This is a genomic window from Clostridioides sp. ZZV14-6150 (genome assembly GCF_020657875.1).
GTDB lineage: Bacteria > Bacillota > Clostridia > Peptostreptococcales > Peptostreptococcaceae > Clostridioides.
This window is the reverse complement of sequence record NZ_JAGWDA010000009.1, coordinates 34,453-47,974: the sequence shown is the minus strand read 5'-3', so window position 1 is coordinate 47,974 and position 13,522 is coordinate 34,453. Positions and strand designations below refer to the sequence as shown.

General features: G+C 26.7%; 12 protein-coding genes and 1 pseudogene. 9 read left to right on the top strand and 4 right to left on the bottom strand.

The window, feature by feature from the left end; translation table 11 throughout:
• Together KGF41_RS11785 and KGF41_RS11780 are read left to right on the top strand one after the other, a co-directional pair.
• Positions 1-1,386, top strand: coding sequence for a sensor histidine kinase (locus tag KGF41_RS11785; protein WP_227850409.1), 1,386 nt, complete (start codon positions 1-3; stop codon positions 1,384-1,386).
• A gap of 71 nt (positions 1,387-1,457) precedes the next feature.
• Positions 1,458-1,901 carry a FlxA-like family protein gene (locus KGF41_RS11780; protein ID WP_227828470.1) on the top strand — a complete coding sequence of 148 codons (444 nt, stop codon included), beginning with the start codon at positions 1,458-1,460 and terminating at the stop codon, positions 1,899-1,901.
• Between the two features lie 261 nt (positions 1,902-2,162).
• Here the strand turns inward: KGF41_RS11780 and KGF41_RS11775 are convergent, their stop codons facing one another.
• Together KGF41_RS11775 and KGF41_RS11770 are read right to left on the bottom strand one after the other, a co-directional pair.
• A complete protein-coding gene (locus KGF41_RS11775; protein WP_003423664.1) occupies positions 2,163-2,387 on the bottom strand; it encodes a FeoA family protein in 225 nt (74 codons plus the stop codon).
• Between the two features lie 96 nt (positions 2,388-2,483).
• Positions 2,484-3,737, bottom strand: a complete 1,254-nt coding sequence (locus tag KGF41_RS11770) for a sodium/glutamate symporter (RefSeq protein WP_227828471.1) — start codon at positions 3,735-3,737, stop codon at positions 2,484-2,486.
• 261 nt (positions 3,738-3,998) lie between these two features.
• Between KGF41_RS11770 and add the strand changes: the two genes are divergently transcribed.
• From add to KGF41_RS11745, 5 genes are all read left to right on the top strand, one after another.
• Entirely contained in the window at positions 3,999-4,988 is a 990-nt protein-coding gene (add, locus tag KGF41_RS11765; RefSeq protein ID WP_227828472.1) for an adenosine deaminase, read from the top strand.
• A gap of 74 nt (positions 4,989-5,062) precedes the next feature.
• Positions 5,063-5,800 carry an EcsC family protein gene (locus KGF41_RS11760; RefSeq protein WP_227828473.1) on the top strand — a complete coding sequence of 246 codons (738 nt, stop codon included), beginning with the start codon at positions 5,063-5,065 and terminating at the stop codon, positions 5,798-5,800.
• Between the two features lie 197 nt (positions 5,801-5,997).
• A complete protein-coding gene (locus KGF41_RS11755) occupies positions 5,998-7,149 on the top strand; it encodes a double-cubane-cluster-containing anaerobic reductase (protein ID WP_227856679.1) in 1,152 nt (383 codons plus the stop codon).
• A 22-nt stretch (positions 7,150-7,171) separates the two neighbouring features.
• Complete coding sequence (locus tag KGF41_RS11750) at positions 7,172-7,927, top strand: acyl-CoA dehydratase activase (protein WP_227841753.1); 756 nt, start codon at positions 7,172-7,174, stop codon at positions 7,925-7,927.
• Positions 7,928-8,120: 193 nt separating this feature from the next.
• Positions 8,121-10,508, top strand: coding sequence for a cell wall-binding repeat-containing protein (locus tag KGF41_RS11745; protein ID WP_227841752.1), 2,388 nt, complete (start codon positions 8,121-8,123; stop codon positions 10,506-10,508).
• A gap of 229 nt (positions 10,509-10,737) precedes the next feature.
• Here the strand turns inward: KGF41_RS11745 and KGF41_RS11740 are convergent, their stop codons facing one another.
• Positions 10,738-10,971: an ATPase gene (locus tag KGF41_RS11740; RefSeq protein ID WP_227433254.1), complete on the bottom strand. Its 234-nt coding sequence runs from the start codon at positions 10,969-10,971 to the stop codon at positions 10,738-10,740.
• 276 nt (positions 10,972-11,247) lie between these two features.
• Here KGF41_RS11740 and KGF41_RS11735 point away from each other — a divergent pair, with 276 nt between their 5' ends.
• Together KGF41_RS11735 and KGF41_RS11730 are read left to right on the top strand one after the other, a co-directional pair.
• Positions 11,248-11,838, top strand: coding sequence for a TetR/AcrR family transcriptional regulator (locus KGF41_RS11735; RefSeq protein ID WP_227828477.1), 591 nt, complete (start codon positions 11,248-11,250; stop codon positions 11,836-11,838).
• Between the two features lie 113 nt (positions 11,839-11,951).
• Positions 11,952-12,068, top strand: a pseudogene (locus KGF41_RS11730) (ABC transporter ATP-binding protein); the annotation flags it as partial.
• A gap of 30 nt (positions 12,069-12,098) precedes the next feature.
• Here the strand turns inward: KGF41_RS11730 and KGF41_RS11725 are convergent.
• On the bottom strand, positions 12,099-13,481 hold the full coding sequence (locus KGF41_RS11725) for a recombinase family protein (protein WP_227841751.1): 1,383 nt from the start codon (positions 13,479-13,481) through the stop codon (positions 12,099-12,101).
• Between the last annotated feature and the right edge of the window lie 41 nt (positions 13,482-13,522).

The following is a 13,522-nucleotide window of genomic DNA, read 5'->3' as shown; positions in this document are numbered from 1 at the left end:
ATGGCTAATTTACCTTATTCTAATTCATTATTAGAATATAGTATTTTATTCGTCTTTGCAATAGATAGAAGTCTAATAGCCATATTGCAATATTATTTTCTAATTAGTTTTACAAATACTAAGTCAAAATTTTGGTACTGTATTTTATACTTGTTAGTATCAGTTTTGTCAATTAGTATAAATACATATTTTAATTTATATAATTTATTTTATTCACAGCTTATATTTTTTCTACTGACTTTTTTGTTTGTAAAGTATGTAATAAAAAAATCTACAGTTTTATCTATAGTATTATCTCTATTAGTATATGTAATTGAGCAGTTAGCATATGGATTTATGGCTCCATTTAATTATTTACTATTTATAAATAATACAGATATAAATATTTATAAATTTGTTGTAAATACGGAGATTTCATTTTTTATTACGATTATAATAGTTGGATTTATATATTGGTATAGTGCTAAAAAATTTAATATTAAAACTGTAAAATTTGATAGATATTCAATAATTTTGATAACTCCATTGTTACTCATAATATTATTTTGGCAATCATTTGAGAATACTGGTTATTCAAGTTCAACCATAAATATCGATACGAAACTTCAAACTGTAAAATTATTAATGAATACGTCTCTTACTAAAGAAATTCAAGCTTTCCTTTTTTCTTCAATTGGAATTATATGTGTATTTTTCTCTTTATTTGAGTTTAAGAAATTGATGCAATATTTAAAAGAAGAGAAAAATAAAGCGATTTTAAATCAACAAATTCATTCTCAAAAAAATTACATTGAAGAAGCAAAATCTCGATTGTCACAAACAATGTCTTTTAGGCATGATTTTAACAATCATCTAGCTATTGTAAATGGACTGCTAAAAAAAGGCGAAATTTTAAAAGCACAAGAGTATTTAAATAAACTCGAAAAAATAACCAGTGACCTATCATTTTCTTGTAATACAGGAAATGTTGTAATTGATGCCCTTTTCAACAATAAATTAAGCATAGCAAAACAATTAGGAATACAGGTGGATTGTGATGTAATTATACCAAGTGATACTAGTATAAATGATGTTGACCTCTGTATAGTATTTGCCAATGCTATTGACAATGCAATTAAAGCCTGTAAACTTGTAGATAAACAAAATAGATATTTAAAACTCTCAACTAAACTAGAGGGTGGCTTTTTTATGATAGAAATAAAAAATAGTTATAATGCAGTAAATAATTACACAAGTGGCTCAGGTATCGGAATTTCAAATATAAGAGAGATTGCTAAGAAATATCAAGGGGCTATAAGTATAGAGAATACACAAGAGTATTTTCAAATAAATATATTACTAATTATTTCATTACACTGTACTGACATTTCAGAACAATTAACTTGAAAATAGAATTTGTAACCAATATTATATATGTAAATAAAAAGTTTAACATATAGAAATAGGAGGTTACTAAAATGAAAATTGGAAGTATAAATGGTCAAACACCAAGAACATCTAATATAGATGGTTCAAATAATAACCAAAGCGAAATACAAAGTTTAGAACAACAAAAAAAAGTATTACAAGAAGAACTGGAGAAAGTTAAGAGCAATAAAAGCATTGATAGTGAAATGGCTAAGTCAAAAATAGAAGATTTAAAAAAAGAAATAAAAGATATAGAAAGTAAAATTCAAGAACTAAAAGGAGAAAAAACACAAGAGTCAGATGGAGGACAAAATACTGTTTCTGAAGTGAAAAATAGTACATTAGATAGAAAAGAAGAAAATTCTAATAATAAAAATGCAAAAACACCGTGTGATGTTTTTGAAAAAGGCAATGAAGAAGAACAATGGGACAATACTTATAGCCTTGTTCAAGATGATAAAAATTTAAAAGTAAAATTTAATAGACCTATATAGTTTATCTAGAAAATTAACTTATTGAAATGGTAATTAGTATTTTATACTCTTAAGTAATAATTACATAAATATATTAATTGTAAATAAATATACTATATTTATTCAAATTTACATATAGCTTTACAACTATTATTTATAAATTTCTATTTTAAGTTTTATACCGAATATAAATATTAGTGAATATCCTCTTAAGTTTACTTATGGTTCTAATGCAAATAAAAAAAGAGATTTTAAAATCTCTTTTTTTATTTTTATTCTATATTAATTATTTTTTAAATTTATATTTTTTGCATCAGATTTTCTAATAGCTAAATCAAATCCTCTAAATCTAATCACTATCGGATCATTAAGAGGGGCTATTTTTTTTACTTCAACTTCAGTGCCATCTATTAATCCTAAAGCAAGAAGTCTCTTCATAAGTTTTTCATTCCCAGCTATATTATCTATAATTCCCTTTTGCCCAAGTTTTAAGTTGTAAACAGTCATTATTAACACCTCCTAATGAAAATCATTATCAAGTTCTATATTTATAATATATAATAAAAAAGCTAAATTGTCAATATATAACAAAAAATAAACATACTAACTCAGTATGTTTATAAAAAGTAGTATACAAGGGATACTAATGGCATCTAGTAAAAAACCACTTACTAAGGGAACAACCAAAAATGCTTTTGGAGAATCTCCATATTTTTGTGTTAAAGAGCTCATATTGGCTAAAGCATTTGGAGTAGCACCTATTCCATGTCCAATTAAACCACTTATTATGATGGCAGAATCAAAATCTTTTCCAAGTATCCTAAAACAAATAAATACTGAAAATAAAATTATAAAGATTACTTGGAAAGTTACTATTAAGAGAATTGGAGGCAATAGTGTTGATAATTCAAATAAATCTATATTCATAAGCGATAATGTTAGAAAAATTCCTAATGAAAGTTCTTTTAGAAACTCTATAAGTTTAAAGTTTAACTCTAGTATATTTATCTTGTCATTTAAATTTCTAAAAATAACTGCTGAAAACATACAAGTCACAACAGAAGGTAAAAGAATGTTACATGTCATATAAAATATTCTACTTATAATTTCGCCTGTATTTATACAAATAAATATAAGAAGAACTTGCTCTAAAAATATAGTAGGATTTATAGTTTGAGAAAATTCGTTTTTGATTGCTCTATTTTTGCTTCTAAAAAATTTATTTTTTAATCTCATTGAATCTTTTTTATATCTAAAACCTGATAAATCTATTTTTGTTGAAGGTTGCAATTTATATTTTTCTATCAGAAATCTAGCAACAGGACATCCTAATATCCCACCTATAATAAGACCTATTGTTGCAGCAGATAAACCAACACCAACTGCACCATCTACACCAAGACTTTCTATTGTAAGTCCAAATGCAGCTGAATAACCGTGACCACCTTCCATAGATACATTACCACACATAAGCCCTAAAAGTGGTTCAAATTTTATAATTTTTGATATTGATATAGCTATAATGTTTTGACAAAAAGCTAGTATTCCGCATAAAATCCAATATCTAAATAATACACTACCACCTTTTTTTATAAGGTTTATGCTTATTTCAAGCCCAATAGTTGTAAAAAAGAAAGTTATGAAATTTGGCATTAAGTTTCCACTTACAGATATGTCTGCTATATGAAAATATTTAAGAAATAAATTTAAAAAACAAAATAATAGACCTCCTATTACTGGTGCAGGTATACAGAAGTTATTTAAAAATTTAATCTTATTTTTTAACAGATTACCAATTAAAAAGAATAGCATAGATAAGGTTAAAGTTTGTACAGTATTAAAAGTTAAAGTAATCAAAATAAATCCTCCTTGTAATTTAAAATCGTCTTTGTATAATTTAAATTATTATGTAATGGAATTTTTACTATCAAATGTATATTAATAAATGTATATTAAAAAAAATCAATGGATATAATTAGATAATCATAAATTAAATAAGAATATTTTACTAATATACAGCTTTTAACATGAAAAATTTTAGTATATTGTTATAATAGAAATAAGACTTAAAAATTTATCAATAAGATATGTTATTTATAAGTGTAAAAGGAGGATAAAATGTTTGAAAATTTACCTAAGGTAGAATTGCATTGCCATTTAGATGGAAGTGTTAGAGTGGAAACTATATTTGATATAGCGCTTAAAGAGAAAATAGATTTGCCTTCAGATAATATTAATGAAATAAAAAAATTATCGAAGGTTCCACATGATTGTACTTCACTTGATGAATATTTAAAAAGATTTGATTTACCTCTAAAAGTTATGCAGTCTAAAGAAAGTTTAAAAAGAATTACTTTTGAACTTTTGGAGGATGCAAGTAAAGAAAATATTAAATATATAGAAATTAGATTTGCTCCATTACTTCATATTCAAAGAGGGTTGAGTATTAAGAGCATAATTGAAAGTGTAGTTGAAGGAATTAGAGATGCTGAAAGTCTTTATGATATAAAAGGGAATTTAATATTAGGTTGTATGAGAACAATGACCCCAAAAGAGGCATTATTGGTAATTGAAGCAGGTAAATCCTTTATAAATAGAGGTGTTGTAGCGGTAGATTTATGTGGTCCAGAGAAAGAAGGCTTTTGTAATGAATATGAAGAAGCTTTTAAACTAGCAAGAGATTATGGATATAAAATTACAGTGCATGCAGGAGAAGCAGCAAGTGGAAAAAATGTATTAGATGCTATAAGTATTTTAAAGGCAGATAGAATTGGTCATGGTATAAAAATTAATGGAGAAAAAGAAGCATACGATTTAGTTAAAAATAAAAAAGTATTACTGGAAATATGTCCAACCAGTAATGTACAAACTAAGACAGTAGATTCTTATAAAACACATCCATTTTACGATTTTTATAAAGATAATTTACCTGTAAGTATAAATACTGATAATAGAACTGTATCAGATATAAGTTTAAATTCAGAACTAAATCTAATATTTGATATATTTAATCTAAGTTTAGAAGACTATAAAATAATTTATAAAAACACAGTAGAAGCAAGTTTTGCAGATAAAGAAACTAAAAAATATTTATATAGTCTAATTTAGTAGGTTAAATAGATTAAAAATTTAAATTAATTAAGTAAGTTAATTAAACATATATTTTAGAGTAGGAGATAAATTTGAAAAATTATAAAGAGATTTCTTATAATGAATTAGCAAAAAAAGAATTAGAACAATGGAAGAAAGATATATTGAAAAAACCGTCTATATTTGATAAAGCTTCAAAAGGTATACAAAATAAATTCAATGGAGTGTTGCCAGATAAATACCATGAAATAATGACTTCTTCAATAAAAGGAATGACAAAAACTGTATTTTTTGGATATAAATATGCTACAAAGTCACCAATTAGAAATATATCCTTAGAAGAAAGGGAAAAGTTAGTTGAAGAAAAGGCTAAAAATTATAAAACTACAGCAATGATTGAAGGAGCAGGTACAGGAGCTGGAGGTATTTTTTTGGGGCTTTCTGATTTTCCTCTACTTTTAGGTATTAAGATAAAATTTTTATATGATGTTGCTTCAATATATGGATATGATGTTAAAGATTATAGAGAAAGAATTTATATACTAAGTATATTGCAGTTGGCTTTTTCTAGTCAATCGAATATAAATACAACATTTAAATTGATGAGTAATTGGGATGAGTATATAAAAAATTTACCAAATGATATCAATGATTTTGATTGGAGAACATTTCAGCAAGAATACAGGGATTATTTAGATTTAGCTAAACTTTTGCAACTAATGCCTGGAATAGGGGCATTTGTAGGATTTTATGTAAATGGAAAATTAATTGATAAATTACATGAAACAGCAGTATTTGCTTATAGATTGAGGATTAGAGAGCTTAATTGATAAATGGTAAAATTTTTAAATAGATATAAAATATATCTATATATATATTGATTTGCATTGATAAAAACAATGATGGATGAAAGGTAAAGCATGATAAAATCTAATGTAGAGGTTTGTATTTTAATGGAAATATTTACGTTTTATTGTTTAAAATACAAAATGAATTATAAAGAGAAGTAATTGGGAGGAATATTTTCATGGCAAATTTACCAAAACAATTTGATAGTTTTAATGAAGCTAGACAAAAAGGATTTATAAATGCAAAGGAACTTAAAGAAAGTGGGAAAAAAATGGTTGGAGTGTTCTGCACATTTACTCCAGTTGAGATTCCAATGGCAGCAGGAGCAACAGTAGTAGGTGTTTGTGGAGTTAGTGAAGAACCAATTCCAGATGCAGAAAAAGTGTTACCAAGAAATCTTTGTCCTTTAATAAAATCAAGTTATGGGCATGCAATAACAGATACATGTCCATATTTCTATTTTTCTGATTTATTAATAGGAGAAACTACTTGTGATGGCAAGAAAAAAATGTATGAAGAGCTTGCAAAGGTTAAACCAACATATGTAATGCATTTACCAAATACTGCAAAAGGTGAGTTTGCTTATAAGCTTTGGAAAGATGAAATGGTAAAATTAAAAGATGAGGTTGAAAAATCTTTAGGCGTGACTATAACAGAAGATGATATAAGAGCGGCCATAAAAGATAAGAATGAAGAGAGAGAACTTTTAAAAGAGTTTTATGCACTTGGTAAATTACAACCATCTGCACTTACAGGTCTTGAACTTCATAATGTACTATATCAAGCAGGTTTTAAATTTGACCGTACTGAACTTAAGCAATCTTTAAGAAAAGTTATAGATGATATGAAAGAAAGATATGAAAAAGGAGAATGTCCAGTTACAAAAGATAAACCAAGAATTCTTATAACAGGTTCTCCAATTGGTGGAATAAGTGAAAAGATAGTTAAAACTTTAGAAGATGCTGGAGCATCAGTTGTGGCATATGAACTTTGTGGAGCTATAAGATCAAATGATTTATTAGTTGATGAAGAAACAGAAGATGTGTATGATGCTTTAACACAAAAATACATAAATATAGGTTGTTCTTGTATGATGAACAATGACCATAGGATTGAACTACTAGATAGAATAATAGATGAATATAATGTAGATGGTGTAATAGATGTAGTTTTACAAGCCTGTCATACATTTAATATAGAAAGTTACAGAGTAAGAGAATTTGTTACAAAAGAAAAAAATAAGCCATTTATGTCTCTTGAAACTGATTATTCAAAATCAGATACTGAACAATTAAGAACTAGATTTGAAGCGTTTGTAGAGATGTTATAGGAGAGTAATAATAGGAGGGGTTATGTTTAGTATAGGAGTGGACTCAGGGTCAGTAGCAACAAAAGGTGTGTTATTTGATGGTGAAAAAATTGTCAAAAAAATAATTATACCAACTGGATGGAGCCCTAAAAGTACATCTAAACAAGTTTATGAGTTGTTAAGCGATGGAATTGATAAAAAAGATATAAAAAAAGTAGTAGGTACAGGCTATGGCAGAGGGGTAATGGACTTTGCCGATAAGAAAGTAACAGAAATAACGTGTCACACTAGAGGCGTTTACTTTTTAAATGAGAATGTAAGGACTATTTTAGATGTAGGTGGTCAAGATAGTAAAGTTATAAATTTAGATAGAGATGGAAATGTATTTAATTTTATAATGAATGATAAGTGTGCTGCTGGTACTGGTAGGTTTTTAGAAATTACCTCTAATCTTTTGGGAAGTGATATAGAAAGTATTGATACGCTAGCTCAAGGAAATGAACCAGTTAATATATCTAGCATGTGTACAGTTTTTGCAGAGTCCGAAATAGTAAGTCTCTTAGCTCAAAATATTTCTACTGGAGATGTAGCAGCAGGAATACTTAAATCTATTGCAAATAAGTCAACATCGATGTTGGCAAGAGGAGAAATAGTAGATGAAGTTGCATTTACTGGAGGTCTTGCGAAGAGTAAAGTATTAGTAAAAATGATAGAAGAAATATTAGATAAAAAAATATTTATTGCAGAACATACTCAGATAATAGGAGCATTAGGGGCTGCAGTAATTGGATTTAAATAAAAATATCTTAAATAATAAAATAAAAAGCTGAATTTATCCAAGATAATTTCAGCTTTTTATTTTATTCTATTTATTTTTAAAGGAAAACTTTGGTATAATTGATTTAAATGATTATATATTTAGAAATAATTAATATTTAGTCATATATAGTATTAAATTTTAAAAAATTAGCTCGAAGTTAGGGGGAGAAAGTATGAAAAAGTTTGCTTCAAGAAAAGCATCAAGGTTTATTGCATTATTTTTAATATCTATTTTAGTAATGTCAACGATTCCTGTATCAGCTGAAAATGGAAATACATTGAATCAGATAAAAAAAGCTGAATACAGTGAGACTTATAAACAATATCTAGAAGATGCTAAAAATGGACGTACAGAAAAATATAATGGGATTATACCAAATCCATATCAATTGGAAGGTACTAAAGTTCGAAGTAAAGGAAGAACAGCTCCAGCATCTTATGACCCAAGAAAGTTGGGATTAATGACCTCAATAAAAAATCAAGAAAATCTTGGAATATGCTGGGATTTTGCAGCCATGGCAACTTTAGAAAGTTTTCTAAAATTAAAGAATTATGGAGACTATGATTTATCAGAAGAACATTTAAGATGGTGGGCTTCAGAAGGTGAATATGGATGGACTGTAAATGATATGGATGGTGCTTTAAATTATGAAGCTATGGGATACTTAACATCTTGGTCAGGTCCTAAATTGGAAAAAGATATTCCATATAACGGTAAAATATCTAAAGCACAAGGAGCAACAAAACCAGCTAATATGAATACAGCACCAACTGTTTTTAATGTAACAGATGCTGTATGTGTAAGTAATGATATGAACTCTACAAAAAATGCTATATTACAGTATGGAGCAGTAACATCAGGTTATTATGAAGATATTAAGTATCAAAGTGAAGACACCAATTCATATTATTGTCCAACAAAAAGTTTCAATACTAACCATGCTATTTCAGTTGTAGGTTGGGATGATAATTATTCTAAAGATAACTTTAATTCAAGTAATAGACCATCAAAAAATGGTGCATGGCTAATAAAAAATAGTTGGGGAGATTATAATTCTGAACGTGGATACTTCTGGATATCTTATGAAGATAAGACACTTATGTCTGATATAGATAATTTCTCAATCAGAGGAGGTCAAAAACCTAATGATGATGAAAAAATGTATCAACATGACTACGCAAGTATTGTTCCTTTAATTTCAAATAAAATAACAGCTGCAAATGTATTTGACTTTAATAGGGGAGATGAGACTCTAAAATCTGTAATGTTTTTAACTGAGAGTATAGGAGCTAAGTATGAAATATATTATGCTCCAGTAGTAAATAGCATACCTCAAGAAAATAATATGAAAAAATTAAAAGAGGGTACTACGCAATATTCAGGATACATAACCGTTCCAATCGATTCTTTTGATATACCAGAAGGAAAAGGTGCTATAGTAGTTAGCATAGAAGATAAAAATGGAGAATCAACTATAGGTTCTGAATCAAATGTGCCAGGTTATGATACGTTTAAAGCAAAAGCAAACTTAGGAGAAAGTTACATTATAGATAGTACTGGAAAATTCTATGATATAAATAGAGATAGCAAGTTTTATCCATGTAACTTTACTATAAAAGCTGTTACAGAAAAATCTTCTGATGAAAGTATTCCAAATGAATCTTTAATTGGTAGTGATAGATATGAAACTGCCATTAAAGTTAGCCAAAATGGATTTAGTTCTTCAGAAAATGTAGTTTTAGTAAATGGAGGTTCAATAGTAGATGCATTGGCAGCAACTCCTTTTACATCTGCCATCAATTCACCGATACTATTAACACAAAAAGAAGCTTTGAATTCAAAAACTAAAGCTGAAATACAGAGATTAGGTGCAAAAAAAGTATACTTAATAGGTGGAGAAAATTCCATAAGTAAAGAAACTGAACAACAATTAAAAAACTTAAATATATCAACTGAAAGAATATCAGGAAGTGACAGATATAAGACAAGCTTGCTATTAGCTCAAAAGTTGAATAGTATAAAAAATGTCTCTCAAATAGCTGTTGTAAATGGTGTAAAAGGTTTAGCTGATGCAATTAGTGTAGGTGCAGCCGCAGCAGAAAATAATATTCCAATTATACTTGCAAATGAAAAAAGCGAATTGCAAGGAGCAGATGAATTTTTAAACTCACTAAATATAGAGAAGTCTTATATTATTGGAGGTACAGTATCTTTATCAACTAGTTTGGAAAGTAAACTTAAAAACCCAACTAGATTATCTGGTAGTAGTAGAGACGAAACAAATTCAAAGATAATAGATAATTTTTATAAAAAAGATACTTTGAAAAATGCATATGTAGTTAAAAATGGAATAAAGAGTCAAAATGATTTAATAGACGGTCTAGCAGTTGGTCCTCTAGGAGCAAAAAATGGGTCACCAGTAATTTTGGTTGGTGATAAATTAGCTGATAGTCAAAAAGATATTCTTAAAAATAAAACTTTAGAAAAAGTAACTCAAGTTGGTGGAGGTGCAAATCAAAACGCCTTTAAGGAGTTAGTAAAATTAAAAAGTGTTAAATAAGATACTAGTAGATTAATATATTTCTAGTAGATAATGACAAATTGAAGCTGTAAATAGCCATTTTGAATTATTGATAACTGAAACAATCAATAATTATAAGATTCTATTTACAGCTTTAAATATACGTATTAATATTTTCAATGTATAAAATGTATAAATAGAAAAGGGTTATTTTTATATAGAAAGTCTTACATACTATATAAAAATAACCTGTATTTAATTAACCTTTTTATATAGTTCTAATAGCTATTATAGAGCTAAGTGGTAAATATAGTGTGTAAGTCTCGTTTAAAGATGGATTAGATTCGTCTATATATCTTGAACAAAGTGTAATTGATAAGCTGTCTGCTTCTATAATTTCCCCATATAGAGGGCAACTGCTAAAATAAGAATTTACTTCAACATATTTATTTAAGTTTTCTTGAACAAAATCATAAAAACGATTTTTTGTAGTAGTAGTCATAAAATCAACTCCTTCATTTTTTATTAAAAATGGAACATTTAAAAAGATAAATATGATTACTGCTATTAGAAACTAAGTTAAAAAATAAGCAAATAGATATGAAAATAGAATAATATATTATTTATATTTTAATTATAACATTATAGAATAAAAAAAGCTATATAAAATTCAGAATTTTCGAAGATTTTTAATAGAATTAATAAATTTATTGACATTAAAGAGTAAAAGAATTATATTGACTATAAAGATTAATTTAGTCAAATAGGAGATGAGAGGATGCCTAAATCATATTCTGATAAAGAAAGAGAGTACATAGTTAAAAGACTTAAAGAAGAGGCTAGTTTGTGTATTGAGCAATATGGTATTAGAAAAACTACTGTTGATGAACTTGTAAGGCGAGTAAAGATTCCAAAGGGAACTTTTTATCTGTTTTTTCAATCGAAAGAATTACTTTTTTTTGAAGTATTGAAAGATATACATGATTCAATACAAAACCAAATGTTATACGAATTAAAAAAACTTGATGAAAGTGTTACATATGATAAGTTGACAGATATATTTATGAAATTTTATAAGCTAGTTGATGATACTTCAATTTTAAATCTGTTAATTAATGGAGAGTTTGAAATACTAATGCGAAAATTACCAGATTATATAATTGAAGAACATTTTAAGCATGATGATTTTGAAATTAGTAAGATGATATCTTATATACCAAATGCAAAAAATAAACATGTAGAAAACTTTAGTGGGGCATTTAGAGCAGTATTTCTTACTATGTTATACAAACATGAAGTTGGTGAGAATTGTTTTGATGATGCTTTAAGATTGATGATAAGAGGTCTAGTTATACAACTTATGGAATAAATTTTTAAACTTGTTTGCTAGTATTTTTACTAAAAAGTATTAACAAACAAAAAAATTGGTTTTTATTGACTATATAATTAAATTAGTCAAATATATAAAAAGGTGGGATAAAAATGATTAAAGTTGATAATTTATCATTTAGTTATACAGATAAAAAATTTTTACAAAATATTAATTTTGAAGTGGGAAAAGGAGAAATACTAGGATTTTTAGGACCATCAGGTAATGGTGTATTAGTACAAATAAATCAAAATAAACTACTATAAAAAATTTATAGTAAAATTCTTATTCTTATCAATAGAGATAGTGTCTATTATGCTAGTCCATAATGTTCTCTTTTCTTGGTCATTTAAATCAGCATATATTTCTTCAAAGTTAATTTCTAAAAAACTTCTAATATCTTGTAAATTTATTATAGAACTTTTTCCTTCCATGTTATTTTTCTCTAATTCAATTAGTTGTGCATTGAGTTTTTGGTATTTAAGCTTGTAATCTTCTTTATCTATTAAATCATCAAAATATAAATCTTGTAGTTTATTTATTTGTTTTTTTATCTTGCTTTTAATCTGGTTATTATTATTTTTACTTTTTACTTTTTTATTATTAGATTCATGTTTAAGAATAGTTTCTTCTAATTGTTTTCTTACATTTTTCAATAAAAAAGCTTCAATCTTTTTTTCTGACAATCGTTTTGTATTATCACACTTTTTACTTGTTTGCGATACATGACATCTATAATACTTATATATTCTTTTATCAGTGCTTAAAGAATATGTACCACTCATTTTACGACCACACTGACATATTACCATACCAGAAAAAATATACTGCATTCCTAGTGAATTAAGATATTTATTATTATAAACTTTAGTATTTTTTGATAACAGTTTTTGAACAATATTAAACTGTTCAGAACTTATAATTGCATCGCAAAAATTTTCTACAACTAAATCATTGTGAATGTATGTTCCTACATATATATTATTTTTTAATATTCTGTAAACAAAATTATAAGAAAAGTTAGTATTGAAAGAACTGTTTATATGTTGTAAAGCTCTTATCATTGAAGTAAATTTCTCATAAGAATTAAAACATTCTCTTACTATTTCAGCTTTTTCGTCATCAATTACTAAGTGTTTATCAACTATTTTGTATCCAAATGGATTACTGCCACTTACAATTTCTTTGCGTCTTAATTTATCTTGGAAAACGAACTTAATTCTTTCAGATGTTTGTGCTGCTTCATTTTCAGCTACAGAAAGCATAATATTTATGTGCAATCTACCAGCAGCAGTTGAAGAATCATAATTTTCCAAAATAGTTTTCCAATCACATTTATGCTTTTCTAGTGTTTCCATGATTTTATAGAAGTTTTTAACACCTCTACTAAACCTATCAATTTTAGTTAAGAGAATTAAATCAATTTTATTTTCTTTTATATCTTCGAGCATACGTTGTAAGCTAGGTCTTTTTAAGTTTGTTGCACTATAACCTTCATCAATATATTTATCAACTACAATAAAACCATTATCTTTTGCATACTGTTCTAAAGCTTCTGTTTGAGTTCTAATACTATCACCATGTAATACTTGCTCTTCCGTGCTGACACGTATATAAAGAGCTACACGTTTTATATTATCCATTATAAAATCCTCCTGTTTATGTCTTGTGCCTAGTAAAAAAA

Coding starts and splice junctions, on each gene's coding strand:
- KGF41_RS11735 (WP_227828477.1), top strand. CDS start 11,248: ATGCCTAAATCATATTCTGATAAAGAAAGAGAGTACATAGTTAAAAGA.
- add (WP_227828472.1), top strand. CDS start 3,999: ATGTTTGAAAATTTACCTAAGGTAGAATTGCATTGCCATTTAGATGGA.
- KGF41_RS11780 (WP_227828470.1), top strand. CDS start 1,458: ATGAAAATTGGAAGTATAAATGGTCAAACACCAAGAACATCTAATATA.
- KGF41_RS11775 (WP_003423664.1), bottom strand. CDS start 2,387: ATGACTGTTTACAACTTAAAACTTGGGCAAAAGGGAATTATAGATAAT.
- KGF41_RS11755 (WP_227856679.1), top strand. CDS start 5,998: ATGGCAAATTTACCAAAACAATTTGATAGTTTTAATGAAGCTAGACAA.
- KGF41_RS11725 (WP_227841751.1), bottom strand. CDS start 13,481: ATGGATAATATAAAACGTGTAGCTCTTTATATACGTGTCAGCACGGAA.
- KGF41_RS11750 (WP_227841753.1), top strand. CDS start 7,172: ATGTTTAGTATAGGAGTGGACTCAGGGTCAGTAGCAACAAAAGGTGTG.
- KGF41_RS11740 (WP_227433254.1), bottom strand. CDS start 10,971: ATGACTACTACTACAAAAAATCGTTTTTATGATTTTGTTCAAGAAAAC.
- KGF41_RS11785 (WP_227850409.1), top strand. CDS start 1: ATGGCTAATTTACCTTATTCTAATTCATTATTAGAATATAGTATTTTA.
- KGF41_RS11745 (WP_227841752.1), top strand. CDS start 8,121: ATGAAAAAGTTTGCTTCAAGAAAAGCATCAAGGTTTATTGCATTATTT.